The following is a 24,965-nucleotide window of genomic DNA, read 5'->3' as shown; positions in this document are numbered from 1 at the left end:
ACAGCTTAGCGCAAACTGCCATCATGTCGCGGAGGAAACGCCATAGCGGGCGCGATAGTCGCGAATGGCGGCGGCGTGGCCACGCAGCGAATCGCCGGCGTGCTCTTCAAGATAGGCCAGGACCATGTCCAGCGTCACGATGCTCACCACCGGCATGGCGTAGCGCGCCTCGACCTCCTGGATGGCGCTGCGGGCCTGGCCTTCGACCTCGGCGCTGCCGCGCTCCTGGCGATCCAGGGCGATCACCACCCCCGCGGCGCGGGCACCGGCCCCCTCGATCAGCGTCATCACCTCACGGATGGCGGTGCCCGCGGTGATCACGTCATCGACGATCAGGATGTCTCCGGCAAGCTCCGCACCGACGATGGTGCCGCCTTCGCCGTGGGCCTTGGCCTCCTTACGGTTGAAGGCGTAGGGCAGGTCGCGGCCGTGGTGGTCGGCCAGCGCCACGGCGGTGGTGGTGGCCAGGGGAATGCCCTTGTAGGCCGGCCCGAAGAGCACGTCGAACTGCGGGGCGCGCTCGGCGATGGCCCGGGCATAGAAGCGCCCCAGGCGGGCCAGGGCGCCGCCGGTGCGAAACAGCCCGGCATTGAAGAAGTAGGGGCTGACGCGCCCGGACTTGAGAGTGAACTCGCCGAAACGCAGCACGCCCTGTTCGATGGCAAACTCGATGAACTCACGCTGGTAGGGCTGCATGCGTCGATCCGCCACGGGGCCTCCTATCACGTTTATTGGCCTTGGCCATTTACCCAAACGTCGTAACGTCGGGTATCATACACGCGCGACGGTAAAGGGACCACGTATGAAAATAGCAACCATCAACGTCAACGGCATCCGCGAGGCCGTCGGGCGAGGCTTTCTCGACTGGCTGGCCGGCCAGGACGCCGATGTCGTCTGTGTCCAGAATCTCAAGGCCAAGAGCTTCGAGCTGGACGACAGCATCCTCTATCCGGAGGGCTACGAGGGCTACTTCCTCGACGCCGAGCAGGACGGCTTCTCCGGTGTGGGGCTCTACTGCCGGAAGATTCCCAAGGCGATCATGTACGGGCTGGGCTTCCCCCAGTGCGACCACGAGGCACGCTTCCTGCAGGCCGACTACGATCGATTCAGCATCGCCAGCTTCCTGATGCCCGACGGCAGCGACCCGGCCGCCAAGCAGTCCTTCATGGCCCAGTACCAGGAGTACCTGAGCAAGATGGCCCGCAAGCGCCGCGAGTACATCATCTGCGGCACCTGGCACATCGCCCACAAGACCATCGACCTGGAGAACTGGGCCGACAACCAGGAGACCCCCGGCTTCACCCCCGAGGAGCGCGCCTGGATGGATCAGGTATTCGGCCCCACCGGCTTCATCGATACCTTCCGCGAGATCAACCGCGACGCCGGTGAGTACACCTGGTGGCCCAAGCTCGACCAGGAGGTGCCGCGCTCCCGCCAGGAGGGCTGGCGCATCGACTACCAGGTGGTGGGACCCAACTTCCGCCGCCACGTGGTGGATGCCTGGATCGACTACGACGCCACCTTCTCGGAGTTCGCGCCGCTGATCGTCGAGTACGACCTGCCGCTCTGAGCCTCCCTCCGTCGCCGTTCCGGGGCACCGGAACGCACCACGCCGGCCATGATGGCCGGCGTGATGCGTTGAGGGAGCCTGCCCGGCGCCCTTCGCTTCCTGCCTAGCGCGGGATGCCCAGCGACTCGCGCTGGTGGTCGAACAGCTGCACGCCGGCATTCTCGGCCAGCTCGAGCATGGCGTTGAGTTCGGCGCGACTGAAGGTGCCCTTCTCGGCGGTGCCCTGCACCTCGATCAGGCTGCCGTCCTCGGCCATCACCACGTTCATGTCGGTATCGGCGCCGCTGTCCTCGGGGTAGTCCAGGTCCACCACCGGCACCCCCTTGAAGAGACCCACCGACACCGAGCTGACCAGCTGCTTGAAGGGGTCGCCCTTGATCAGCTTGTTGCGCTGCAGGTAGCGGATGGCATCCACCAGCGCCACGCAGCCGCCGGTGATGGAGGCGGTGCGGGTGCCACCGTCGGCCTGGATCACGTCGCAATCCACGGTGATGGTGAACTCGCCCAGCTTCTTGAGATTGACCGTCGCGCGCAGCGAGCGGCCGATCAGGCGCTGGATCTCCAGGGTGCGGCCACCCTGCTTGCCGCGGGCCGCCTCGCGGCCGCCGCGGGTGTGGGTGGCGCGGGGCAGCATGCCGTACTCGGCGGTGACCCAGCCCTGGCCCTTGCCGCGCAGCCAGCGCGGCACGCCGGGCTCCACACTGGCGTTGCACAGCACCTTGGTATCGCCGAACTCGACCAGCACCGAGCCCTCGGCATGGCGGGTGTAGTCGCGGGTCAGGCGTATCTCGCGGGGCTGCTCGGGGGCGCGCCCGCTGGGGCGACGAAAATCGGTAGACATGGCACCTCGTGATCGGAGTCGGTTGGGGAATCGGCTGGCCGCCATTCTACACGCTTGGCCCGGCCGTGACGGCGAATCGGTTACACTGCGGCCTGTCCACCACCCATGACTCACCTCACCGTCTCACCGACGTCCGCCTTTGCCAGGAGCCTCGCCATGGTGCACAGCATGACCGCCTTCGCCCGCCAGGAGCGCGCCGCGCCCTGGGGCACCCTGCAGCTCGAGTTGCGCTCGGTGAACCAGCGCTACCTGGAGCCCCACTTCCGCCTGCCGGAGAGCCTGCGCGACCTGGAACCGGCCTTTCGTGACGCCCTGCGCGCCCGCCTGGCGCGAGGCAAGGTCGAGATCAGCCTGCGCTTCGACGCCGCCGGCGACGGCGCCGGCCTGGCCGTGAACCCGGCACGGCTCGCCGACCTCTCCCGGGCCCTCGGCGAGGTGCGCCAGGCGGTAACTGACAGCGCCCCGCCCGACGCCCTGGCCCTGCTCGACTACCCCGGCGTGCTGGAGAACCGTGGCCCCGACCCCGAGACGGTCAAGGCCGAGGCCCTGGCGCTGTTCGAGCGCGCCCTGGACGACCTTATCGCCGGCCGCGCCCGGGAGGGCGACAAGCTCGCCGACCTGATCCGCGAGCGGCTCGCCGGCATCGAGGCCCAGGTCGCCGAGGTGCGCCGCCTGATGCCGCAGATCCTGGAGCGCCAGCGTGCCCAGCTTCTCGAGCGCCTGGAGACGGTGATCGCCGAGCTCGACCCCCAGCGCCTGGAGGCCGAGCTCACCCTGCTCGCCCACAAGGCCGACGTCGACGAGGAGCTCGACCGCCTGGCCACCCACGTGGCCGAGGTGGAACGCCAGCTGAAGCAGAAGGGCCCGGTGGGCCGGCGCCTGGACTTCCTGATGCAGGAGCTCAACCGCGAGGCCAACACCCTGTCGTCGAAATCGGTGGTCGCCAGCACCACCCGCTGCGCCGTGGAGCTCAAGGTGCTGATCGAGCAGATGCGCGAGCAGGTGCAGAACATCGAGTGATATGATGGCCGCCACCACCGGCCTACTACCCAATCACCATGGAGATGCGCATGTCGCAAGGTACGCTGTTCGTCGTTTCCGCCCCCTCCGGCGCCGGCAAGACCAGCCTGGTGCGCGAGCTGGTCGAGAGCCTCGACGGCATCCAGGTTTCGGTCTCTCACACCACCCGCGCCCGCCGCGAGGGCGAAGTGGACGGCGTCAACTACCACTTCGTGGACGTGCCCGGCTTCGAGGCGATGATCGAGCGCGGTGAGTTCTTCGAGTACGCCCGGGTCTTCGACAACTACTACGGCACCTCGCGCCCGGCGGTGCAGGCCGCCCTGGCCGCCGGTCAGGACGTGATTCTGGAGATCGACTGGCAGGGCGCCCGCCAGGTCCGCCAGCAGCTACCCGAGGCGGTGTCGGTGTTCATCCTGCCGCCCTCCCGGGAGGAGCTGGAGCGCCGCCTCTCCGGCCGCGGCACCGACGAACACGCGGTGATCGAGCGGCGCATGCGCGACGCGGTGAGCGAGATGGCCCACCATGACGAGTATGACTACCTGGTGATCAATGACGACTTCACCACCGCCCTGGACGAGCTGCGCGCCCTGGTGGTGTCATGCCGCCTGACCCGCGAGCGCGCCGGCACCAGCCACGCCGCCCTGCTCCAGGCACTGCTCGCCTAGGCATTCTGACTGTTACGGATCGCGAGATGCGCTGGGGCCTGGCGCCGGAACAGCCTCGAATACATACGCCCGAATAAGCCCCAGCCCCCGCACCGTGGCGCTTGTCAGCGCTGCCGGGCGTCGAGTAACCTATCGGGTCTATCCATAACGGACTCCCGTCCACGCACCCACCGCGTGTCCGACGCCGGGGTCCCGTCAGCTCTTCAGGAAGGCACCCATGGCGCGAGTCACAGTCGAAGATTGTCTGGAAAATGTCGAAAACCGCTTCAAGTTGGTGATGATCTCCACTCACCGCGCCCGCCAGCTGGCTCGCGGCTCCCGCGACGCCATGCTGCCGTGGGAGAACGACAAGCCCACCGTCATGGCCCTGCGCGAGATCGCCGCCGGCCTGGTCGACGCCAGCGTGCTCGACGAGCCCGTCGAGGCCCTGGTGCGTCCGCCGCAGCCCCAGTACGGCAGCTTCACCGAGGAGTGATCCATGACGGCGCCCGGGCGCCGTCTTCCCCTTCCGGACACTCACGCAGGAGTCAGGGCGCGCCGCATGTTCACCATCGATGACCTGGCCGACCGTCTCGGCGGCTACCTACCCCAGGGCGAGATCCAGCAGGTCAAGCGCGCCTTCTATTACGCCGAGCAGGCCCACGACGGCCAGCGCCGGCGCTCCGGTGAAGCCTACGTCACCCATCCCCTGGCCGTCGCCAACATCCTCGCCAACATGCATATGGACCATCAGAGTCTGATGGCGGCCATGCTGCATGACGTCATCGAGGATACCGGGGTCGGCAAGGAGGCCCTGGCCCGCCAGTTCGGCGCCCCGGTGGCGGAGCTGGTGGATGGCGTCTCCAAGCTGACCCAGATCGCCTTCGAGGACAAGGCGGTGGCCCAGGCGGAGAACTTCCAGAAGATGGTGCTGGCGATGTCCCGGGACATCCGGGTGATCATCGTCAAGCTCGCCGACCGCCTGCACAACATGCGCACCCTGGGCGCCCTGCGTCCCGAGAAGAAGCGCCGCATCGCCCGCGAAACCCTGGAGATCTACGCCCGCATCGCCAGCCGGCTGGGCATCAACACCATCCGCGTGGAGCTCGAGGACCTCTCCTTCCACGCCCTCCACCCGATGCGGGCCGAACGCATCAAGCGCGCCGTCTCCAGCGCCCGGGGCCACCGTCGCTCGACGATCCGTCAGATTCAGAACAACCTGCAGCGCAGCCTCGACGGCGAGGGGCTGCCCAGCACCGTGGTGGGGCGCCAGAAGCACCTGCTCTCGATCTACCGGAAGATGCGCGACCAGCGCAAGTCGTTCAACGAGATCATGGACGTCTTCGGCTTCCGCATCCTCACCGAGGATGTCGACAGCTGCTATCGCATCCTCGGCGTGGTGCACAATCTCTACAAGCCGGTGCCCGGGCGCTTCAAGGACTATATCGCCATCCCCAAGGCCAACGGCTACCAGAGCCTGCACACCACCCTGTTCGGCCCCGGCGGCATGCCCATCGAGGTGCAGATCCGCACCCGCGAGATGGAGGCCATGGCCAACAACGGCATCGCCGCCCACTGGCTCTACAAGGCGGGACAGACCGACCACCCCATCGCCGAAGGCAGCCGCGCCCGGGCCCGCTCCTGGATCAAGGGGCTCTTGGAGATGCAGCGCCATGCCGGCGACTCGCTGGAGTTCATCGAGCACGTCAAGAACGACCTGTTCCCCGACGATATCTACGTGTTCACTCCCAAGGGCGACATCATGGAGCTGCCCCAGGGCGCCACGGTGATCGACTTCGCCTACAGCGTGCACACCGATATCGGCAACAGCACCATCGCCTGCCGCATCGACCGCCACCTGGCCCCCCTCTCGACCCGACTGGAGAGCGGCCAGACCCTGGAGATCATCACCGCCCCCGGGGCACGCCCCAACCTCTCCTGGCTCAACTTCGTGGCCACCGCCAAGGCGCGCTCGGCGATCCGCCATGCGCTCAAGCACCAGCAGCACACCGAGGCGGTACAGCTGGGCCGACGACTGCTCAACAAGGCCCTCGGCGAGTTCGAGACCAGTCTGGAGGAGCTGCCCGAAGGGCTGGTTCCCGGCCTGCTCGACGAGCTGGGCCTGAAGAACGAGGATGCCCTGCTCGAGTCCATCGGCCTCGGCTCGCGGGTCGCCCATGTCATCGCCCGGCGCCTGATGGATCTGCAGCACGGCGAGGCGGCGGTGCGCTCCAGCCTCCCGGGCAGCCGCCAGCACGGCCCCATCGTGATCAGCGGCGCCGAGGGCATGGTCATCAAGTTCGCGCGTTGCTGTCACCCGCTGCCCGGCGACCCGGTGGTAGGCCACCTCTCGGTGGGCAAGGGCATCGTGGTGCACCGCGCCGAGTGCCGTAATCTCGGCGAGCTGAAGGACGATCCCGAGAAGCTCTTCCCGCTGGAGTGGGCGAAGAGCATCGACGAGGACTTCCCGGTGGCGCTGCGCCTCGAGGTGGAGAGCCGCCGCGGCCTGGTGGCCGAGCTCGCCGGGGTGGTCACCGATGCCGACGCCAATATCGAGCGCATCGGCATCGAGGAGCGCGACGCCCGCCTGGCCTCGGTCAACCTGACCCTGGCGGTGCGCGACCGCGTGCACCTGGCGCGCATCATCAAGCGGCTGCGCAATCTCTCCCACGTCGAGCGTATCAGCCGCCTCGGCAACTGAGTTCCCCCCAGCGGCCCGGCAGCGCCCCGCGGGGGCGAGCGGGCCGCCTTTCATTGACGAACAGCGTCGACACGATCCACCACGCGATCCACAACATGATGGAGCACACCATGAGCAACAAGGCCGTGATCAACACCGAGAAGGCTCCCGCCGCCATCGGCCCCTACTCCCAGGCCATCAAGGCCGGCAACACCGTCTACCTCTCCGGCCAGATCCCGCTGGATCCGGCCACCATGGAGCTGGTCTCCGATGACTTCGAGGCCCAGGCTCGCCAGGTCTTCACCAACCTGCGCGCCGTCTGCGAGGAGGCCGCCGGCTCCCTGCAGGACATCGTCAAGCTCAACCTCTACCTGGTCGACCTGGGCCAGTTCGCGGTGGTCAATGCCGTGATGGAGGAGTTCTTCGAGAAGCCCTACCCGGCCCGCGCCGCCGTGGGCATCAAGGCGCTGCCCAAGGGCGCGCAGTTCGAGGCAGAGGGTGTCATGGTCATCGGCGACTAGCAGAAAAGGCGGATTCGCTACTGCGCTCGAGATCCTGGCCGCCGGCGGTGCTCGCTCTCCTCATGTAGCAGGCTACATTCCGGGAGCTGCGCTCCGGCGGCGACCAGCCTCTCATCGCTCGTAACGCGACTCCATCCTTTTCCGAAGTTCTGGAAGATTAGCTTGCGCCTATTTCTCGCTATTGAGCCGCCCCCCGAGCTGCGCGCGCGGCTGGGGGCGCTCGCCGACCTCGCCCGGGCACAGTGCGGCGGGCGGCGGGTGCCGGACGAGAGCCTGCACCTGACCCTGGCCTTCCTCGGCGAGGTGGAAACGGCACGGGTCGAGGCGCTGACGGAGTGGCTGCAGGGCGTGTCGCCCGAGGGCGGCGAGTGGCGTCTGGACAGTTGGGGGACCTTCCGCCGGCCGGGCATCGTCTGGGCCGGGGGGAAGACGCCCGACCCGGCGCTCACCGCGCTGCAGGCACGGCTGTGGGACGACCTGGAGTCACTCGGCCTGGGCGGGCGCCCATCGCGCTTCGTGCCCCACGTAACGCTGCTGCGCCGGGCACGGCGCCTGGCGCTTGATGCGCTGCCGCCGATCGCGCTCGCCTGGCCCTGGCGGCGCCTGACGCTGCTGCGCTCCTTCACCGAGCAGGACGGGCCCCGCTACGAGGCCCTGGCCCGCTCGGCCTGAAGGACCGGCATGCCTCAGGCCTTCTCGGGCAGAAAGCCCCCCTCCCTGAGCACCTGGGCGTAGCCCTCGCGGAAGCTGGGATAGTGGAACTGGTAGCCGCTTTCCAGCAGGCGGGCGTTGCTGCAGCGCTTGCTGGCGCGTCGGCGCAGGGGGGACTGGATGGTGGCGGTGGCTTCCACCTTGAGCTGCTTGGCCAGCCAGGCCATGACGTCATGCAGCGGCGCCGGCTCGCAGTCGGTGGCCAGGTAGAGTTCTTCGACCCCTGCGCCCTCGAGTACCCGGCCGATCAGGTGGGCGAGTACCCCGGCGCAGTCGTCGCGATGGATGCGGTTGGTGTACATGGCGGGGCTCGGCGGGGCGATGCGCCCCTCGCCCACCTGGCGGATCAGGCGATCGCGGCCGGGGCCGTAGATCCCCGAGAAACGCACCACGCTGCCGGGCAGGGCGTGGTCGAGCAGCGCCCGCTCGGCCTCGCACATCAGCTGGCCCGAGAAGCCGGTGGGCTCGGTAGGACTCGCCTCGTCCACCGTCTCGCCGTCACGCTGGGCATAGACGCTGGTGGAGGAGACGAAGAAGACGTGTCGCGGCGGCTGCTCGCGCGCGCCGAACTCGGCCAGGATGGCGGCCAGCCCCTCGGGATAGGCGGCGCGATAGGCGGCCTCCTCGAAGCGATCCGCGCTGGCCACGTAGACCAGGATATCGGCATCGGGAAGCGCGGCCAGGCTGGCCGGGTCGGAAAAGTCGGCAGCGACCGCTTCCAGGCCCGTGCCCCTGAGCGACTCGGCGCTGCGGCGGACCCCGATCACGCGCTGGCCCTGCGCCTGAAGGCGCTGGCCCAGCGCCGTACCGATGTCACCGCAGCCCAGAATCAGTGTGGTTGTCTTCACCTTTGCCTCGCCCCCTGATAAAAAGTCCCTATTGGAAATCCACGAGAATGCCGTCCAGGCAACCCAGATGACTCTAACAGAACTCCGCTACATCGTGACACTGGCCCAGGAGCGCCACTTTGGTCGTGCCGCCGAGCGCTGCTTCGTCTCCCAGCCGACCCTGTCGGTGGCGGTGAAGAAGCTCGAGGAGGAGCTCGGCGTGCCGCTGTTCGAGCGCTCCAAGTCCACGGTCCAGGTCACGCCGCTGGGCGAGAAGATCGTCGAGCAGGCCCAGCGGGTGCTGGAGCAGACCAGCGTGATCAAGGAGCTGGCCACGGCGGGCCGCGACCAGCTGGCGAGCCCCCTGCGCATCGGCGCCATCTACACCATCGGCCCCTACCTCTTCCCCCACCTGGTGCCGGAGCTGACTCGCAGCGCCCCGCAGATGCCGCTCTATATCGAGGAGGGCTTCACCGGCAACCTGCGCCGCAAGCTGCGCAGCGGGGAGCTGGACGCCATCATCGTGGCGCTGCCCTTCACCGAGACCGACGTGCTCACCAAGGCGCTGTATGAGGAGGAGTTCGAGGTGCTGGTGCCGGCGGACCACCCCATGGCCGGCCGCGATTGCGTGCACAAGGAGGAACTGCTCCAGGAGCGCCTGCTGCTGCTCGGCGAGGGCCACTGCTTCCGCGACCAGATCCTCGAGGCCTGCCCGGCGATCAGCCAGAAGCTCGCCAGCCCCAGCAACACCCTGACCGCCGAGGGGGGCTCGCTGGAGACCATCCGCCATATGGTGGCCTCCAAGCTCGGCATCACGGTGCTGCCGCGCTCGGCCATCGGCACCGTCCACTACGAGAGCGGCCTGCTCGCCAGCGTGCCCTTCGCGGCCCCCGCCCCGACGCGTACCGTGGCCATCGCCTGGCGCGCCAGCTTCCCGCGGCCCAAGGCGATCGACGCCATCACCGACGCCGTCGCCCGCTGCCGCCAGGCCGACCCCGCCCCGGCATGAGCGCCGACCCCACGACTCTCGACGCGCCGGTCACCTCGCTAAAGGGCGTCGGCGAGGCCCTGGCGGCGAAGCTCTCCCGGCTGCGCATCGACAGCGTGGCCGACCTGCTCTTCCACCTGCCGCTGCGCTACCAGGACCGTACCCGCATCACCCCCATCGGCACCCTGCGCGCCGGCCACGAGGCGGTGGTGGAGGGCGAGGTGGTGGCCGCCGAGGTGGTGCGCGGCCGGCGCCGCAGCCTGCTGGTGCGCCTGCGCGACGGCAGCGGCATCCTCAGCCTGCGCTTCTTCCACTTCTCCCCGGCCCAGCAGCAGCAGTTCCAGCCCGGCGGCTGGGTACGCGGCTTCGGCGAGGCCCGCGCCGGCGCCACCGGCCTGGAGCTCTACCACCCGGAGTATCGCCTGCTCACGGCCGATGCCCCGCCGGTGGAGGACCACCTGACGCCGATCTATCCCGCCACCGAGGGGCTCCACCAGACCCGCCTGCGGGCGCTGATCGAACAGGCCCTGGCGCGCCTCGATGCCCACCCCGAGGCCCTGCCCGACTGGATCACCACGGACCTCCGCCAACGCTTCCGGCTGCCCGAGCTGCACCGCTGCCTGCACGTGCTGCACCAGCCGCCCCCGGAGATCGACCCCGAGCAGCTCGCCGGCGGCCGCCACCCGGCCACCCGCCGACTCGCGCTGGAGGAGCTGCTCGCCCACCGCCTCAGCCTGCAGGCGGTGCGCCTGCGCATCCAGGAGGATGGCGCCCCGGCGCTGCCCTCGGGGCGCGGCCTGCAGGCGCGCTTCCTGACCCAGCTGCCCTTCTCGCTGACCGCCGCCCAGCGCCGGGTGCTCGACGAGATCGCCGCCGACCTGGCCCGGGAGGTGCCCATGCTGCGCCTGGTGCAGGGCGACGTGGGCTCCGGCAAGACGGTGGTGGCCGCCATGGCGGCACTCTCCGCCATCGCCGGCGACTGCCAGGCGGCGATGATGGCCCCCACGGAGATACTGGCCGAGCAGCACTACCGCGCCTTCCGGGCCTGGTTCGCGCCGCTGGGCATCGAGGTGGCGTGGCTGGCCGGCAAGCTCAAGGGCAAGGCGCGCCTCGACACCAAGGCGGCGATCCAGGACGGACGCGCGCGCATGGTGGTGGGCACCCACGCGCTGTTCCAGGGCGACGTGCACTTCCAGCGCCTGGGCCTGGCGATCGTCGACGAGCAGCACCGCTTCGGGGTCCACCAGCGCCTGGCCCTACGTGAAAAAGGCGAGGCCGGCGGCCTTACCCCACATCAGCTGGTCATGACCGCCACGCCTATCCCGCGCACCCTGGCGATGAGTGCCTACGCCGACCTGGATGTCTCGGTGATCGACGAGCTGCCCCCGGGCCGCACCCCGGTCAGGACCGTGGCGATGCCCGGCGAGCGGCGCCCCGAGGTGGTCGAGCGCATCCGCCACGCCTGCGCCGAGGGGCGCCAGGCCTACTGGGTCTGCACCCTGATCGAGGAGTCGGAGGTACTGGAGTGCCAGGCCGCCGAGGCGACCCGTGACGAGCTCGTCGAGGCGCTGCCGACGCTTGCCATCGGCCTGGTCCACGGGCGCATGAAGGCCGCCGAGAAGGCGGCGGTGATGGACGCCTTCAAGGCCGGCGAGCTGGACCTGCTGGTGGCCACCACGGTGATCGAGGTGGGGGTCGACGTGCCCAACGCCAGCCTGATGATCATCGAGAACCCCGAACGGCTGGGCCTCTCCCAGCTGCACCAGCTGCGCGGGCGAGTGGGGCGCGGCGCCACCGACAGCTTCTGCGTGCTGCTCTACCACCCGCCGCTGTCGGCCCACTCCCGGGAGCGCCTGGCGGTGATGCGCGAGACCACCGATGGCTTTCGCATCGCGGAGAAGGACCTGGAGCTGCGCGGCCCCGGCGAGGTGCTGGGCACCCGCCAGACGGGCCTGGCCCAGATGAAGATCGCCGACCTGGAGCGCGACGCCGACCTGCTCGACCGCGTCGCCCCCCTGGCCGAGGCCTTGATGGCCACCCACCCCGAGGCCAGCCAGCCACTGATCCGCCGCTGGCTGGGCGAGGAGGCCGGTCGCTACGGGCAGGTCTAGGCCGACACCAGCCTCGCCGAGGCCTCCCGCAGCGGCGCCAGCTGATGGCCGATCAGCGCCAGCTGGGCCCCCAGCAGGGAGGCCGACGCCGCCTCGGCCACCGCGAGGGCCGCGTGGGGATCGATCGGCTCGCGCCGCTCCAGCGCCCGGGCCAGGCCATCCAGCTCGGCGAGCACCGCCTCGGCCATGGCACTCTCCGCCGGCGTCACCCCGCGGCTCTCGCCGCGATGGGCCCCCAGGGCGGAGAGATAGTTGAGCAGGGTATGGGCGTGGAGCTGGAAGGGCAGCCCGCGCTCGGCGTCGCGGCGGAAGGGCCCCGGCTCCTGCTGCACGTTGGCCAGCATGGCGGCGAGCTCCGCGTCGGCGTTGTGAGCATTGCGCCGCGCCAGGCGATAGGCCAGGTCGTCGCGCTTGCCGCTGGCATACTGCTCGACCAGCGCCGCCAGGTAGTCGCGCCCCGCCACCAGGGTGGCGGCGGCCTGGCGATGCAGCCGCCTGCCCTGCCAGTCGGGCAGGATCGTCAGCACGGCAAGCCCGGCGATGCCGGCGCCCAGCAGGGTATCCAGGAGACGCGGCCAGATCAGCCCGAAGCCGTCCCCCACCTGGTTGAAGCAGCTCAGCACCATCAGGGTGATCGCCGCCGTGGCCAGGGTGTAGTGGCGCCCGCGCAGGGCGAAGAAGGCGACCCCGGCGACCACCGCGATCCCCGCCTGGAGCGCCGCAGAGGGGAACAGGCTGATCAGCGCCCAGCCCGCCACCAGCCCCAGCACCGTACCCAGGATGCGCTGCCACAGGAAACGCCGGGTGGCGCCGAAGCTGGGCCGGCACACGAACAGGCTGGTCAGCAGGATCCAGTAGCCCTGGGTGGGGTGGATCAGGTGCAGTACCGCGTAGCCGGCCACCAGGGTGGCGGCCAGCCGCACGGCGTGACGGAACACCGGCGAACGCGGGGTCAGCTGCGCCTGCAGGCGCTCGACCACATCACCCAGGCCGCGGGGCGTGCGGTCGTGAAGCGCCTCATCGTCCCCCTCGCCGAGCGCCGGGTGGTGAGCCCCGGCCAGGGCCCGCTCCAGGGTCGCCAGGTTGTCGGCCACGGCCTCCAGGGCGGGCAGCAGCGCCTGGCGCTCGGCGGGTATCGCCTCCCGCAGGTGCGTCAGGGAGGCCTCCAGATCGACCAGCGCCTGTTCGCTGGGGGCCAGGTCGAAGGAGCGCTTGAGCAGCAGGCCCCGGGCCAGGGTCCGGCACGCCTCACCCTGGGCCTGGAGCACCCGCTGGACGCGGAACAGCACGTCGTGGTGGAAGAAGGCCTCGGCCAGCTCGGCATAGGGAGAGTGGGAGGAGCTGGCTCGCTCGTGGATATCCTGGGCGATGAAGTAGAGGCGCAGGTAGCGCGCCAGCCTCGGCGACGCACGCTGCCCCTCCGGGCGACGGAGGAGACGCTCCTTGGCATCGTTGAGGGCCTCCACCACCCGGCCGTTCTGGCGTGCCAGGGCCAGGCGCCGACTCTCCACGTCCAGCCCGCGCAGCGGCTCGAACAGCGCCGCCTTGAGGCCGAGGTAGCGAGCCAGCTCACGGTAGACCCGCGCCATGGCCAGCTGCAGCGGCTGACGCGAGAAGAGCGCACACCACGCCACCGAGATCGCCCCGTACCAGGCGGCACCCCCCACCAGCAGCGCCGGCTCCCGCCACAGCTCGCCCAGCGCCGGCGTGCCGCGCTGCTCGAGGCTGATCAGGGTGTACACGGTCAGGATCAGGGTGGCGTTGGCGATGGTCGCGTAGCGCTGGCTGACCGCCCCGAGCATGGTCATGCCGAAGGCCGACAGGCCCAGGGTCACCACCAGCGGCCAGGGGTGCGTGAACAGCAGTTCCATCGCCAGCGAGGCCAGCGCAAAGCAGGCCAGGGTGACCAGCAGGGCGGCTATCCGGCCGGGCCAGTCGTCATCGGTCTCGGCCAGGGCACTGGCGATGGCGCCCAGGAACAGCGGGATCAGGCTGGCCATGTCGCCGCGCCACCAGCACAGCAGCGTGATGCCGGCCAGGGCGATGAAGACCCGCAGGCTGTAGGCGGCGGGCTCGAGGGTCCAGAAGCGGCGCAGGACCAGGGAGGGAGTCATGGCGGGTACGGGTCTCCCGCCGTCAGAGGTGGCGCAACAGCTTCTGCAGGCGCTGGAGGTCGGCGGCGTCGCCGACCAGGCGCACGCGCCCGTCCATCATGCCGTCGAGGAAGGCCTGCTGGCTCGGCTTGCGCAACACCTCGAGCGCGGTGGCCGCGTCCTCGAAGCGCAGCTCCAGGTCCAGGTCCACCGGCAGGCCGCGGCCGTGCTCGATGCCGCGGGGCGACATGCGATAGTGGCGGGCGATGGAGAGATCCTCGGTGGCGACCCCCCAGTCGAGGCCGCGCATCTCGCCGAGCAGCTCGCGAAAGCGGGGATTGCGACGCAGGGCGCGCCTGAGCAGCCAGCCCAGCACCCAGAGCATCAGTTTCAGCTTCATGTGATCACCACCGGATCCCTGGAGGGTGGAAACGAGGACGCCTGGCGTCGGAAACTGGCCAGGCGTCCCGGGGTTACTGTCTCAGAGTGACTTTCCCGGAGTGACTTTCTCCGGGTTACTTGGCCACGGCGTCCTTGAGACCCTTGCCCGGCTTGAAGGCCACCGTCTTGCTGGCCGGAATGGTCAACGGCTGACCGGTCTGGGGATTCTTGCCGGTGCGCGCAGCGCGCTCGCGCACGGCGAAGGTACCGAAACCGATCAGCGAGACATCCTGCCCCTGGGAGACGCTCCCGGTGATCTCGTCGAGGATGACATTGAGGACCTGGCTCGCCTTGTCCTTCGACAGATCGGCACGCTCGGCAATCGCCGCCGCGAGTTCTGGCTTACGCATACAACCCTCCTGGTGTGGCACTGGATCCCGGCGCATCGCTCGGGATGTTGTTGTCATGGCAGACGGCGCTCGCCGTTCACCCGGTGTCTTCACTGGGCGACGGGCGAACGGCGTCGAAAGGTGCGCTGCGGCGACCGCGTCGGGCCGCCATCGCCGATCTAGCCTAGCAACGCCGGCGCAGCCCGCGCCAGTTCGACTTTCCGACGCACGCAGGCCCCTGTCAACGCAAATCCGATCAAACGTCCGTCCTCGGCCTCGGCCAGGGCGGTGAGATCCCCCGCCTCTCCCTCGATCCGCCAGCGTGCCGGGGGGGGCGTGGGCGGCAGCGCCACCACCGGCAGCAGCGGCGTCTTGACCAGCACCGGCCAGGCGCCGTAGCGCACCGGGGTGGGTGTGCCGGTCAGGGACCGGGCCAGGGCCTTGGCGCCGGCCTGCAGGGGCTGCACGTACATGGCGTTGAGCCCATCGACGCAGGCCACATCGCCCAGCGCGAAGACATCCGGCGCCGAGGTGGCCAGGGTACGGTCAACGTGAATGCCCGCGGTGCTGACCGCGAGACCCGCCGCCTCGGCCAGCACGGTGCGGGGCGACAGGCCGGTGGCCAGCAGGACCAGGTCGGCCCCCAGGGCATCACCGCCATCGAGACACACCCGCGCCTCGCGGCCCTCGGCCTCGAGGCTCGCGACCCCAACGCCCAGGTGCAGGTCCATGCCGGCCTCCCGGAAGGCCTCGCCCAGCGCCCGGCCCAGCGGCTCGGGCAGCAGACGCGGCAGTGGCGCGGCCTCCGGCGCCACCAGGCTCACCCGGTGGCCGCCGGCCAGGAGGTCGTTGGCGAACTCGCAGCCCACCAGGCCGGCACCGACGATGGCCACCCGGGCCGGGCGGCCCATGCCGCTCAGCGCGGCGTGGAAGGCGCGGTAATCGTCGAGATCATTGACCGTCATCACCCGCCCGGCCAGGGCCTGCGGCACGTCGAAGGGGGCGACAGGCGCCGCCCCGGTCGCCAGCACCAGCTCCCCGTAGGCCAGCCGCTCCTCGCCGATGCGCAGGGTGTGTGCCGTCGTATCGATGGCCTCGACCCGGGTATGGGTGCGCACCACGGCGTTCAGCGACTCGGCGGTCGCCAGGGCGCTGCGGGCGGCCAGCCGCTCGGGCGGCAGGCCCTTGGCGAAGCCGGTGGAGAGCAGCGGCTTGGTATAGTCGTCGCCACCATCGGCGGTGATCAGGGTCACCGGCCGTTCGGCGTCCAGGGCGCGCAGCTGGCGCAGCAGGCCGAGGCCCGCCATGCCGCTGCCGAGGATGGTCAGGGGGGCGCTCATGGGTCTCCTCGTCGAGGAAGGGGGATGCTGGCGCATGGTACACTACCCGGCCCCAAGGATGGACACGGAGCCCGTGGTGCCCGATTCCACACGTCACGCCCTGCCTGGCCTGCCGCACTGGCTGCCGCTGGCCGCGGCGCGGCCCGCCATGAGCCCCGCCTGGCGGCGCTGGGTCGGCTCCCGGGACTCGCTGACCCAGCGCCTCACCGAGGCCGGCCAACCGCGCCCCTTCCAGGTCCACCTGCTCGACCAGCGCACCGGCACCCCGCGGCGCGACGAGGCCCAGGCCCTCGCCCTGCCACCGGGACGCCAGGCCTGGCTGCGCGAGGTCGCGCTGTGCCTGGGCGAATCACCCTGGGTGGTGGCGCGTTCGGTGGCCCCCCTTGAGGGGCTGCCCGCCCATGACCTGGAGCATCTCGGCGAACGCTCCCTGGGCAGCTGGCTGTTTCGCCAGCCGGACCTCGAGCGCGGAGAGATCGAGGTGACCCGCGCCCCTGCCGGCTTCCACCCGGACCGCGGGCCCTGGGGACGCCGCTCGGTGTTTCGCCACGGCGACTTCCGCGTGCTGGTGCAGGAATGGTTCCTCGACGCCATGGCGGATGACCTCGGCCTGCCTTCGCGCTAGGCTCTGGGCCAACCGCCAACTTCCACGAGGTAGAGATGGACCGCTCCCTGATGCGCCCCACGGGCCTGGCCCGACTCCCCGACTTCCTGCGCCTGATGCGACTCGACCGCCCGATCGGCACCTGGCTGTTGATGTGGCCCACCCTGTGGGCGCTGTGGGTGGCCGCCGAGGGCCTGCCGGAGCGCCACCTGCTGCTGATCTTCGTCGCCGGCGTCTACCTGATGCGCGCCGCCGGCTGCGTGGTCAACGACTACGCCGACCGCCACTTCGACGGTCACGTCAAGCGGACCCTGGACCGCCCCCTGGCCACCGGCCGCATCAGCGAGGGCGAGGCCCAGGCGCTGTTCCTGCTGCTGGTGGTCGCGGCCTTCGTGGTGGTGCTGTTCACCAACCTGTTCACGGTCCTGCTGTCGATCGGCGGCCTGATCCTGGCCTTCATCTACCCCTTCATGAAGCGCTACACCCACCTGCCCCAGGTCTTCCTGGGGGCCGCCTTCTCCTGGGCGATCCCCATGGCCTTCGGCGCGGTGCTCGGCCATGTGCCCTTCGAGGCGTGGCTGCTGTTCACCGCCAACGTGGTGTGGACCGTGGCCTACGACACCCAGTACGCCATGGTCGACCGCGACGACGACCTGAAGATCGGCATCAAGTCCACCGCGGTGCTGTTCGGCGGTGCCGACCGCTTCATGATCGGCCTGCTGCAGGTCGTGACCCTGCTGCTGCTGGCCTGGGCCGGGGCACGGCTCGCCCTGGGCGGCTTCTTCTGGCTGGGCCTTGCGGCCATGGCCGCCACCTTCGCCTGGCAGCACTGGCTGATCCGCGAACGCGAGCGCGAGCCCTGCTTCCGGGCCTTCCTCAACAACTACTGGTCGGGGCTGCTGGTGTTCGCCGGCATCGCCCTGAGCCTGTGGCCAGAATTCTAGTAGAGAGGTCGCGTAGGGTGTCCGCGTAGCCGGTTCCCGGGCGCAGTTGTCATGCGAGTGTCATAATGGCGTGGTGCAATCGTCAGCGAACCGTCATTGACCCGAGGCTTCAGGATGACCGCCAAGACCGTACTGATCGTCGATGATGAGGCGCCGATTCGCGAGATGATCGCAATGGCGCTGGAAATGGCCGACTATCGTGTGCTCGAGGCGGATAACGCCCAGACCGCCCACGCCATGGTGGTGGACCACCAGCCCGACCTGCTGGTGCTCGACTGGATGATGCCCGGTACCAGCGGCATCGAGCTGGCCCGGCGTCTCAAGCGCGAGGAGACCACCGCCGAGCTGCCGATCATCATGCTCACGGCCAAGGGCGAGGAGGACAACAAGATCCAGGGGCTCGAGTCCGGCGCCGATGACTACATCACCAAGCCCTTCTCGCCCCGCGAGCTGGTGGCACGCCTAAAGGCCGTGCTGCGCCGTGCCACGCCGCGCGGCGTCGAGGATCCGGTGGAGGTGGACGGCCTGCTGCTCGACCCGGTCAGCCACCGGGTCAGCGCCGACGGCCAGGGGCTGGAGATGGGCCCCACCGAGTACCGCCTGCTGCAGTTCTTCATGACCCACCAGGAGCGCGCCTATACTCGCAGCCAGCTGCTCGACCAGGTGTGGGGCGGCAATGTCTACGTCGAGGAGCGCACCGTCGACGTGCATATCCGCCGCCTGCGCAAGGCGCTGGGCGAGCGCCACCAGCACCTGGTACAGACGGTGCGCGGCACCGGCTACCGGTTCTCCGCCAAGGCTTGACGTGAGGCTCTGGAAACGCGAGCTGTGGCGTCTGCTCCTGCTGGCCGGCCTGGGCCTGTTGACCGGCTGGCCGCTGGGCGCACCGGGAGCCGGCCTGGCCCTGGGCCTCGCGCTGTGTCTCGCCTACCACCTCTATCAGCTGCACAGCCTCTATCGCTGGCTGACCCATGACACCCAGGCGGAGCCGCCCTCGGCCGCGGGACTATGGGGCGACCTGATGGACCGCCTCTACCGCTACCAGAAGGGCCAGCGGATCACCCAGGGGCGGCTGCTCAGTACCCTGAAACGCATCCAGGAGTCCTCCGAGGCGATGCGCGACAGCGTGGTGATGCTCGACCGCCATGGCGACATGGAGTGGTGGAACAGCGCCGCGGAGCACATGCTGGGGCTCAATGCGGCCCTGGATCGCGGCCACCACATCACCAACCTGCTGCGCGACCCGCGTTTCGTCGACTACTTCCACCGCCGCGACTACCGCGAACCGCTGACCCTGCCCTCGCCCATCGACGAGCGCATGATCCTGCAGTTCCAGATCACCCTCTACGGCGACGATGAGCGCCTGGTGATGGCGCGGGACATCACCCGCCTGCACCGCCTGGAGGAGATGCGCCGCGACTTCGTGGCCAACGTCTCCCACGAGTTGCGCACGCCGCTCACGGTGCTCGCCGGCTACCTGGAGACCTACGCCGACCAGGCCGAACTGCTGCCGCCCCGCCTGGGACGCGGCCTCTCGAGCATGCAGGAGCAGACCACGCGCATGCAGAACCTGGTCCAGGACCTGCTACTGCTCTCGCGGCTGGAGATCGATCGCGGCGGTGCCGACCATGTCCCGCTGGACATGGCGGCGCTACTGGAAAGCGTCAGGCGCGACGCCGAGGCGCTCTCCGCCGGGCGCCATGTCATCACGGTGGAGCTCAAGGAGCCGCGCGCCCTGGTAGGCAGCGACCAGGAGATCCGCAGCGCCCTCTCCAACCTGGCCTTCAACGCCGTGCGCTACACCGCCGATGGTTGCCATATCACCCTGAGCTGGCGACCCGGCACCGAGCACGGCGCCTGCCTGGAGGTGATCGACGACGGCGAGGGGATCGACCCGATGCATATCCCGCGCCTTACCGAGCGCTTCTACCGGGTCGACAAGGGGCGCAGCGCGGCAACCGGCGGCACCGGCCTGGGCCTGGCCATCGTCAAGCACGTGCTGCTGCGCCACGACGCCCATCTGGAGATCGACTCCCGGCCCCACCAGGGCGCGACCTTCCGCTGCCTCTTCCCGGCCGAGCGCCTCACCGAGGCCGCGGCCGGTTGAGGCGACTCAGCGCGGCACCGGCAGGTTGCGATAGTGGTCGTCCCACATCAGCACCGCGGCGGCCACCGCCCCGGGCAGCAGGAAGAGGTTGGCCAGGGGGATCCAGGTGATCAGGGTCACCCCGCCGCCATAGGTGAGCGTCGGCCACCAGCGCACCTTCAGGCGCCTGCGCATGTCGGCGAAGCTCACCTTGTTGTTGTCCATGGGGTAGTCGAGGTAGGTGATCGCCATCATCCAGGCCGAGAACAGCGCCCACAGCAGCGGCGCGACCAGATTGACCACGGGGATCCAGCTGAGCACGAAGAGCGCCGCCATGCGCGGCAGGATATAGGCGAGCTTGACCATCTCGCGGCCCAGGGCGTCCACCGCGGTCTTCGCCAGGCCACGGTCGTCGAGGGGCGGCCGGCCGGTGGCGGCGACCTCCACCTTCTCGGCCAGGAAGCCGTAGAAGGGCGCGGCAATGATATGGGTCACCAGGGTGAAGGTGAAGAACACCACCAGCACCAGGCTGACCACGAACAGCGGCCAGATCAGCCACTCCAGCCAGGCGAGCCAGCCGGGCACCATGGCCATCCAGTGATCCAGCCAGCTGCCGAAGTTGGCCAGCACGAACCACAGCATGGCGACATAGACCAGCAGGTTCACGGCGATGGGAGCAAACACGTAGCGGCGCAGGCCGGCCCCGTAGACCAGACGGGTGCCACGGGCCAGGGCCGTGAAGGCATCGAGCATTGCAGTTCCTCGCGGGAGCGACGACCAATGAAGGCAGGCCATCGCCTTGCGGCGATGGCCTGCGCTATTGACGACCAATCGTCGCCCGAGGTCAATCCTTGCGGGAGATCGCCTCGGCGTCGAGGTCCTCGGGGTCGGTGTGGCGGATGTCCATGCCCTTGACCAGGTAGACCACGTACTCGGCCAGGTTGTTGGCGTGGTCGCCGATGCGCTCCAGGGCACGCAGGATCCACATCAGGCTGAGCACCGGCGAGATCGAACGCGCATCCTCCATCATGAAGGTCATCAGCGAGCGCATGGCGCTCTGGTATTCGTTGTCGACCTCCTCGTCCTCGTGGACCAGCTTGAGCGCCAGCTCGGTATCGAAGCGGGCGAAGGAGGTCAGGGCGTCACGCACCATGCGTCGCACATGCTCGCTGATCATGCGCACCTCGACGAAGCCGCGGGTGCCGTTGTCGCCTTCGATCAGCTCGCAGGCATTGCGGGCGATCTTGCTCGCCTCGTCGCCGATGCGTTCCAGGTCGGAGCCGGCGCGGATCACCGCCAGCACCAGGCGCAGGTCGGAGGCGGTGGGCTGGCGGCGCGCCAGCACCTGGGTACACTCCGCGTCGATCTTGATCTGCATGTCGTTGACCGCGCGGTCGTTGTCGACCACCTGGCGGCCCAGCGCGGAATCGCCCTCGAGCAGGGCCGTGACGGCGTCCTGGACCTGCTTCTCGACCAGGCCTCCCATCGCCATCAGGTGGGTCTTGAGCTCCTCGAGCTCCTGGTTGAACTGCCGGGAAATATGCTGGCTGTGGATATCGCTGCTGATGTCCATGGGACTCTCCTTGGGGCCGGACCGGTCAGGTCATGCGCCCGGTGATGTAGTTCTCGGTGCGCCGCAGGCGCGGATTGGTGAACAGCGTCTGGGTGGGGCCGTACTCCACCAGTTCGCCCCGCTGCAGGAAGGCGGTGTAGTCGGAGACCCGCGCCGCCTGCTGCATGTTGTGGGTGACCAGCACCAGGCTGAGTCGCGACTTCAGGTTGCGGATCAGCTCCTCGATCTTCAGCGTCGAGATCGGATCGAGGGCCGAGGCCGGCTCGTCGAGCAGCAGCACCTCGGGCTGCACGGCCAGGGTCCGGGCGATCACCAGGCGCTGCTGCTGGCCACCGGAGAGGGTCCACGCCGAGGCGCGCAGGCGATCCTTGACCTCCTCCCACAGCGCCGCCGACTGCAGGGCCCACTCGACGGTGTCGTCGATCTGGCGCTTGCGCATGCCGCCCTGCAGGCGCAGGCCGAAGGCCACGTTGTCGTAGATCGACATGGGAAAGGGGTTGGGTGCCTGGAACACCATGCCCACACGGCGCCGCAACTCCGCCACGTCCACCTGGGGGGCGTGGATATCCTGCCCTTCGAGGCGGACCTCGCCGCGCCGCACCACCTCCTCGTTGAGGTCGTGTAGCCGGTTGAGTGCCCGCAGCAGGGTCGACTTGCCGCACCCCGACGGCCCGATGAACGCCGTCACCCGGTGGCGCGGAATACGCAGCGTGAGATCGCGCAGCGCCGACTTCTCGCCATAGGCGATGCTCAGGCCGGCGATCTCCAGGCTGCTCTCGGAGGCCGCGAAATCGATGATCGGCCCGCCGGCGGCGGGTGACGACGTGAAAACGGACACGTAACAGACTCTCCCCGGGGCCGTCGCTACCAGCGCGGCGCCCCATGACGCGCCCTCAGATGATGACGCAGGAATATTGCAGTCAGGTTAAGCACCAGGATCACCAGCACCAGCAGCAACGCCGTGGCGAAGACCAGCGGCATGGCGGCCTGGACATCATCGCCGTGGAAGGCCGCGTCGTAGATGTGATAGCCAAGATGCATGAACTTGCGCTCAAGATGCAGGAAGGGGAAGTCGCCGTCCACCGGCACCTGGGGGGCCAGCTTGGCCACTCCCACCAGCATCAGCGGCGCCACCTCGCCGGCGGCCCTGGCCACGGCCAGGATCATACCGGTCAGCATGGCGGGCAGGGTCATCGGCAGCACCACCCGGGTCAGCATCTCCATGCGCGTGGCCCCCAGGGCCAGGGCCCCCTCCCGCTGGTGGTCGGGTACCCGGGCCAGCCCCTCCTCGGTGGCCACGATCACCACCGGCAGGGTCAGCAGGGCCAGGGTCAGGGAGGCCCACAGCAGGCCGCCGGTGCCGAAGGTAGGCGACGGCAGGCGGTCGCTGAAGAACCACTCGTCCAGGGTGCCGCCGATGCCATAGACGAACACCCCGAGCCCGAACACCCCGTAGACGATGGAGGGGACCCCGGCCAGGTTACGCACGCCGATGCGCACCAACCGGGTGAGGGGCCCCTGATGGGCCACCTCGTTGAGGTAGATCCCCGCCAGTACCCCGAAGGGGGTCACCACCAGCGACATCAGCAGCACCATCAGCACGGTGCCGAAGATCGCCGGCCAGACGCCGCCCGCGCTGTTGGCGGCACGCGGCCCCTCGGAGAGGAAACGCCATACGCCCTCGCTCCAGGCCATCAGCTTCTGCGGCGGCGTCATGGCGTTGGGACGCCAGGCGCGCAGCACCAGATCCAGGGGCTGCGCGATGCGGCGCCCGTCGACGCTTTCCAGAATCAGGGTGTCGCCACCCATGGCCGACTGGAGCTCACGGATGCGTGCCTGGGCCGCGGCCAGCGCCGCACGGGACTCGGCGTCGCCGAGGCTCCCGCTGTTCTCGAGGCGCCGGACCAGGGGCACCACCACGTCGTCGCGCAGCCGGTCGCGCTCGTCGCGCAGGGCGTCGAGTTCGGCCAGCCGCGCCTGCAGGGCGGGCCAGGCGGCCTCGCCGGAGTGACGCTCGCCGTCGCCTACGACCGCCACCAGCCGGCCGAGGAACTGCCCCCAGCGACTGCGCTCCAGCACCACCAGCTCGGCGGGATGGCGGATAGCGGCGATGGCACTCACCTCGACCCAGCGCCAGCGATCGCCATCCAGGTCGTGATTGCCCGTGAAATAGAGCCGCTCACGCGCCTCCCCGCCGGGGATCCGCTCCTCGCGCACCGCCACCCCGGCGAAGGGCTGGCCGTCCTGGGGCATCACCAGGGCCACCTCGTCGGGCCAGAAGTGGCCCAGCCCACGAACGGACAGCAGCAGCAGGAGCGCCAGCAGCATCAGCAGCGACAGCGCCACGCTGCCGGCCGCTAGCCATGGCCAGGGGCCTTCGCCACGCCGGTGCCACAGGGTCCTCATGCACCACCCTCCAGCCGCCGATAGCGGTGCCGCAGGCGCGTGCGCACCCCCTCGGCCAGGGTATTGACCAGGAAGGTGAAGGCGAACAGCACCAGCGCCGCCAGGAACAGCAGCCGGTAGTGGGTGCCGCCGACGGCGGCCTCCGGCAGCTCGATGGCGATGGTGGCCGACAGCGATCTCAACCCCTCCATGGGGTTGAGGCTCATCAGGGCGGTATTGCCGCTGGCCATCAACACGATCATGGTCTCGCCCACCGCACGGCCGGCGCCTATCATCATCGCGCTGAAGATGCCCGGTGCGGCGGCGGGCAGCACCACCTTACACAGCGTCTGCCAGCGGGTGGCCCCCAGCGCCTGGGCACCCTCGCCGAGGCTGTCGGGCACACCGACCAGGGCATCCTCGGCCAGGGCGTAGATGCCGGGGATCACCGCGAAGCCCATGGCCAGACCGACGATCATGGCATTGCGCGCGGCATAGTCGAGGCCCAGGGTATCGGCGAGCCAGCCGCGCAGGTCGCCCCCGACCAGCGCGGCCTCGAGCGCCGGGCCGAGCCACAGGGTAGCGCCCCCCACCAGCAGCAGCCAGGGCGCGAGCCACAGCCCCGCCCACCCCAGGGGCAGGCGCTGCTGCAGGGGGACCGGCAGCAGCGCCCTGAGCCCTCCCGCCAGCAGTGCCCCGAAGGGCAGCGCCACCAGCAGCAGCAGGGCGGCGGCCAGATGGCGCTCCACCCAGGGCGCCAGCAACATGCCGGCGACGAAGCCGATCACCACCCCCGGCAGCGCCTCCATCAGCTCCAGGGTGGGCTTCAAGCGGGCGCGCAGGCGACGCGGCATATAGAGGGCCGAGTGCATGGCGGCACCCAGTGCCAGGGGCACCGCGAACAGCAGCGCCCACAGCGCGGCCTTGAGGGTGCCCCAGACGAGCGGCGCCATGCCGAAATGGGTCGTATCCCCCTCGACCAGGGGCTCCGGCCGCCAGCGATGCTGGGGCTCGGCGTACCCCTCCACCGGCTGTGGATGCCACAGCTCACGGGCATTCAAGGCATCCTCCCCCAGGAACAGCGGCACCACCTCCAGGGCCAGGAACACCCCGATGGCCAGCACCGAGACCACCACGCCGACGCCCCCCGCGGTAATCAGCAGGGTCGCCAGGCGGTCACGGACGCGGCGGCGTCGTAGGCGCAGGGAGAGGTGGGGACGAGGATCGTTCATGGCCACTCATGGGCGTTGGAGAAGG

At 69.7% G+C, this 24,965-nt stretch carries 25 protein-coding genes; 13 read left to right on the top strand and 12 right to left on the bottom strand.

Annotated elements, in window-relative coordinates; translation table 11 throughout:
* Window positions 1-21 precede the first annotated feature (21 nt).
* Window positions 22-696, bottom strand: a complete 675-nt coding sequence (gene pyrE, locus RAN53_RS07510) for an orotate phosphoribosyltransferase (protein ID WP_305796318.1) — start codon at window positions 694-696, stop codon at window positions 22-24.
* 106 nt (window positions 697-802) lie between these two features.
* On the opposite strand from pyrE, the gene RAN53_RS07505 reads away from it, so the two are divergent.
* Entirely contained in the window at window positions 803-1,570 is a 768-nt protein-coding gene (locus tag RAN53_RS07505; protein WP_232912207.1) for an exodeoxyribonuclease III, read from the top strand.
* A 103-nt stretch (window positions 1,571-1,673) separates the two neighbouring features.
* Here the strand turns inward: RAN53_RS07505 and rph are convergent, their stop codons facing one another.
* The gene (rph, locus tag RAN53_RS07500) at window positions 1,674-2,411 is read right to left on the bottom strand and encodes a ribonuclease PH (RefSeq protein ID WP_232912206.1); all 738 of its coding nucleotides are present in this window, start codon (window positions 2,409-2,411) and stop codon (window positions 1,674-1,676) included.
* A gap of 156 nt (window positions 2,412-2,567) precedes the next feature.
* Here rph and RAN53_RS07495 point away from each other — a divergent pair, with 156 nt between their 5' ends.
* The 6 genes from RAN53_RS07495 to thpR all read left to right on the top strand — a co-directional run bounded on the left by RAN53_RS07495 (window position 2,568) and on the right by thpR (window position 7,948).
* A complete protein-coding gene (locus RAN53_RS07495) occupies window positions 2,568-3,431 on the top strand; it encodes a YicC/YloC family endoribonuclease (RefSeq protein ID WP_232912205.1) in 864 nt (287 codons plus the stop codon).
* 50 nt (window positions 3,432-3,481) lie between these two features.
* A complete protein-coding gene (gene gmk / locus RAN53_RS07490) occupies window positions 3,482-4,096 on the top strand; it encodes a guanylate kinase (RefSeq protein WP_305796198.1) in 615 nt (204 codons plus the stop codon).
* 217 nt (window positions 4,097-4,313) lie between these two features.
* The gene (gene rpoZ / locus RAN53_RS07485; protein ID WP_232912199.1) at window positions 4,314-4,571 is read left to right on the top strand and encodes a DNA-directed RNA polymerase subunit omega; all 258 of its coding nucleotides are present in this window, start codon (window positions 4,314-4,316) and stop codon (window positions 4,569-4,571) included.
* Between the two features lie 66 nt (window positions 4,572-4,637).
* A complete protein-coding gene (locus RAN53_RS07480) occupies window positions 4,638-6,776 on the top strand; it encodes a RelA/SpoT family protein (RefSeq protein WP_305796197.1) in 2,139 nt (712 codons plus the stop codon).
* Window positions 6,777-6,886: 110 nt separating this feature from the next.
* Complete coding sequence (locus tag RAN53_RS07475) at window positions 6,887-7,276, top strand: RidA family protein (RefSeq protein ID WP_305796196.1); 390 nt, start codon at window positions 6,887-6,889, stop codon at window positions 7,274-7,276.
* Between the two features lie 162 nt (window positions 7,277-7,438).
* Window positions 7,439-7,948, top strand: coding sequence for an RNA 2',3'-cyclic phosphodiesterase (thpR, locus tag RAN53_RS07470; RefSeq protein WP_305796195.1), 510 nt, complete (start codon window positions 7,439-7,441; stop codon window positions 7,946-7,948).
* A 14-nt stretch (window positions 7,949-7,962) separates the two neighbouring features.
* On the opposite strand, the gene RAN53_RS07465 is transcribed toward thpR, so the two are convergent.
* Window positions 7,963-8,835, bottom strand: a complete 873-nt coding sequence (locus tag RAN53_RS07465; RefSeq protein WP_305796194.1) for an SDR family oxidoreductase — start codon at window positions 8,833-8,835, stop codon at window positions 7,963-7,965.
* Between the two features lie 67 nt (window positions 8,836-8,902).
* Here RAN53_RS07465 and RAN53_RS07460 point away from each other — a divergent pair, with 67 nt between their 5' ends.
* Window positions 8,903-9,823, top strand: a complete 921-nt coding sequence (locus tag RAN53_RS07460) for a hydrogen peroxide-inducible genes activator (RefSeq protein ID WP_305796193.1) — start codon at window positions 8,903-8,905, stop codon at window positions 9,821-9,823.
* Window positions 9,820-11,913 (top strand): ATP-dependent DNA helicase RecG, encoded by a 2,094-nt coding sequence (gene recG / locus RAN53_RS07455; RefSeq protein WP_305796192.1) that lies wholly within the window; start codon window positions 9,820-9,822, stop codon window positions 11,911-11,913. Before RAN53_RS07460 ends, recG begins: the two co-directional genes overlap by 4 nt.
* Here the strand turns inward: recG and yccS are convergent.
* From yccS to RAN53_RS07435, 4 genes are all read right to left on the bottom strand, one after another.
* Entirely contained in the window at window positions 11,910-14,027 is a 2,118-nt protein-coding gene (gene yccS, locus RAN53_RS07450) for a YccS family putative transporter (RefSeq protein WP_305796191.1), read from the bottom strand. The genes recG and yccS overlap by 4 nt on opposite strands.
* A gap of 22 nt (window positions 14,028-14,049) precedes the next feature.
* Window positions 14,050-14,406 (bottom strand): hypothetical protein, encoded by a 357-nt coding sequence (locus RAN53_RS07445; protein ID WP_305796190.1) that lies wholly within the window; start codon window positions 14,404-14,406, stop codon window positions 14,050-14,052.
* A gap of 115 nt (window positions 14,407-14,521) precedes the next feature.
* Window positions 14,522-14,797, bottom strand: coding sequence for an HU family DNA-binding protein (locus RAN53_RS07440; RefSeq protein WP_161431883.1), 276 nt, complete (start codon window positions 14,795-14,797; stop codon window positions 14,522-14,524).
* Between the two features lie 158 nt (window positions 14,798-14,955).
* Entirely contained in the window at window positions 14,956-16,116 is a 1,161-nt protein-coding gene (locus RAN53_RS07435) for an FAD-dependent oxidoreductase (RefSeq protein ID WP_305796189.1), read from the bottom strand.
* A 148-nt stretch (window positions 16,117-16,264) separates the two neighbouring features.
* Here RAN53_RS07435 and RAN53_RS07430 point away from each other — a divergent pair, with 148 nt between their 5' ends.
* The 4 genes from RAN53_RS07430 (at window position 16,265) to phoR (ending at window position 19,771) form a co-directional block, all read left to right on the top strand.
* Window positions 16,265-16,741, top strand: a complete 477-nt coding sequence (locus tag RAN53_RS07430) for a chorismate--pyruvate lyase family protein (protein ID WP_414842969.1) — start codon at window positions 16,265-16,267, stop codon at window positions 16,739-16,741.
* Between the two features lie 35 nt (window positions 16,742-16,776).
* Window positions 16,777-17,664 carry a 4-hydroxybenzoate octaprenyltransferase gene (gene ubiA, locus RAN53_RS07425; protein ID WP_305796187.1) on the top strand — a complete coding sequence of 296 codons (888 nt, stop codon included), beginning with the start codon at window positions 16,777-16,779 and terminating at the stop codon, window positions 17,662-17,664.
* Window positions 17,665-17,778: 114 nt separating this feature from the next.
* Entirely contained in the window at window positions 17,779-18,468 is a 690-nt protein-coding gene (phoB, locus tag RAN53_RS07420; protein ID WP_305796186.1) for a phosphate regulon transcriptional regulator PhoB, read from the top strand.
* A gap of 1 nt (window position 18,469) precedes the next feature.
* Window positions 18,470-19,771: a phosphate regulon sensor histidine kinase PhoR gene (gene phoR / locus RAN53_RS07415; protein ID WP_305796185.1), complete on the top strand. Its 1,302-nt coding sequence runs from the start codon at window positions 18,470-18,472 to the stop codon at window positions 19,769-19,771.
* Between the two features lie 6 nt (window positions 19,772-19,777).
* Here phoR and cysZ read toward each other — a convergent pair whose 3' ends face one another.
* The 5 genes from cysZ to RAN53_RS07390 form a co-directional block, all read right to left on the bottom strand.
* Window positions 19,778-20,503: a sulfate transporter CysZ gene (gene cysZ, locus RAN53_RS07410; protein WP_305796184.1), complete on the bottom strand. Its 726-nt coding sequence runs from the start codon at window positions 20,501-20,503 to the stop codon at window positions 19,778-19,780.
* 91 nt (window positions 20,504-20,594) lie between these two features.
* A complete protein-coding gene (gene phoU / locus RAN53_RS07405) occupies window positions 20,595-21,323 on the bottom strand; it encodes a phosphate signaling complex protein PhoU (RefSeq protein ID WP_305796183.1) in 729 nt (242 codons plus the stop codon).
* Window positions 21,324-21,348: 25 nt separating this feature from the next.
* On the bottom strand, window positions 21,349-22,122 hold the full coding sequence (gene pstB / locus RAN53_RS07400; RefSeq protein ID WP_305796317.1) for a phosphate ABC transporter ATP-binding protein PstB: 774 nt from the start codon (window positions 22,120-22,122) through the stop codon (window positions 21,349-21,351).
* 65 nt (window positions 22,123-22,187) lie between these two features.
* Window positions 22,188-23,729 (bottom strand): phosphate ABC transporter permease PstA, encoded by a 1,542-nt coding sequence (gene pstA, locus RAN53_RS07395; protein ID WP_305796182.1) that lies wholly within the window; start codon window positions 23,727-23,729, stop codon window positions 22,188-22,190.
* Window positions 23,726-24,940, bottom strand: coding sequence for an ABC transporter permease subunit (locus tag RAN53_RS07390; protein ID WP_305796181.1), 1,215 nt, complete (start codon window positions 24,938-24,940; stop codon window positions 23,726-23,728). Before RAN53_RS07390 ends, pstA begins: the two co-directional genes overlap by 4 nt.
* Window positions 24,941-24,965 lie beyond the last annotated feature (25 nt).

Source organism: Halomonas sp. SSL-5, from assembly GCF_030708455.1.
Taxonomy (GTDB): domain Bacteria; phylum Pseudomonadota; class Gammaproteobacteria; order Pseudomonadales; family Halomonadaceae; genus Halomonas.
This window is presented reverse-complemented; position numbering and strand designations above follow the sequence as displayed.

Bases quoted from the DNA above. Each gene is read 5' to 3' on its own strand.
- pyrE (WP_305796318.1), bottom strand. From the start codon at position 696: ATGCAGCCCTACCAGCGTGAGTTCATCGAGTTTGCCATCGAACAGGGC.
- RAN53_RS07505 (WP_232912207.1), top strand. From the start codon at position 803: ATGAAAATAGCAACCATCAACGTCAACGGCATCCGCGAGGCCGTCGGG.
- rph (WP_232912206.1), bottom strand. From the start codon at position 2,411: ATGTCTACCGATTTTCGTCGCCCCAGCGGGCGCGCCCCCGAGCAGCCC.
- RAN53_RS07495 (WP_232912205.1), top strand. From the start codon at position 2,568: ATGGTGCACAGCATGACCGCCTTCGCCCGCCAGGAGCGCGCCGCGCCC.
- gmk (WP_305796198.1), top strand. From the start codon at position 3,482: ATGTCGCAAGGTACGCTGTTCGTCGTTTCCGCCCCCTCCGGCGCCGGC.
- rpoZ (WP_232912199.1), top strand. From the start codon at position 4,314: ATGGCGCGAGTCACAGTCGAAGATTGTCTGGAAAATGTCGAAAACCGC.
- RAN53_RS07480 (WP_305796197.1), top strand. From the start codon at position 4,638: ATGTTCACCATCGATGACCTGGCCGACCGTCTCGGCGGCTACCTACCC.
- RAN53_RS07475 (WP_305796196.1), top strand. From the start codon at position 6,887: ATGAGCAACAAGGCCGTGATCAACACCGAGAAGGCTCCCGCCGCCATC.
- RAN53_RS07460 (WP_305796193.1), top strand. From the start codon at position 8,903: ATGACTCTAACAGAACTCCGCTACATCGTGACACTGGCCCAGGAGCGC.
- recG (WP_305796192.1), top strand. From the start codon at position 9,820: ATGAGCGCCGACCCCACGACTCTCGACGCGCCGGTCACCTCGCTAAAG.
- yccS (WP_305796191.1), bottom strand. From the start codon at position 14,027: ATGACTCCCTCCCTGGTCCTGCGCCGCTTCTGGACCCTCGAGCCCGCC.
- RAN53_RS07445 (WP_305796190.1), bottom strand. From the start codon at position 14,406: ATGAAGCTGAAACTGATGCTCTGGGTGCTGGGCTGGCTGCTCAGGCGC.
- RAN53_RS07440 (WP_161431883.1), bottom strand. From the start codon at position 14,797: ATGCGTAAGCCAGAACTCGCGGCGGCGATTGCCGAGCGTGCCGATCTG.
- RAN53_RS07435 (WP_305796189.1), bottom strand. From the start codon at position 16,116: ATGAGCGCCCCCCTGACCATCCTCGGCAGCGGCATGGCGGGCCTCGGC.
- RAN53_RS07430 (WP_414842969.1), top strand. From the start codon at position 16,265: ATGAGCCCCGCCTGGCGGCGCTGGGTCGGCTCCCGGGACTCGCTGACC.
- ubiA (WP_305796187.1), top strand. From the start codon at position 16,777: ATGGACCGCTCCCTGATGCGCCCCACGGGCCTGGCCCGACTCCCCGAC.
- phoB (WP_305796186.1), top strand. From the start codon at position 17,779: ATGACCGCCAAGACCGTACTGATCGTCGATGATGAGGCGCCGATTCGC.
- cysZ (WP_305796184.1), bottom strand. From the start codon at position 20,503: ATGCTCGATGCCTTCACGGCCCTGGCCCGTGGCACCCGTCTGGTCTAC.
- phoU (WP_305796183.1), bottom strand. From the start codon at position 21,323: ATGGACATCAGCAGCGATATCCACAGCCAGCATATTTCCCGGCAGTTC.
- pstA (WP_305796182.1), bottom strand. From the start codon at position 23,729: ATGAGGACCCTGTGGCACCGGCGTGGCGAAGGCCCCTGGCCATGGCTA.
- RAN53_RS07390 (WP_305796181.1), bottom strand. From the start codon at position 24,940: ATGAACGATCCTCGTCCCCACCTCTCCCTGCGCCTACGACGCCGCCGC.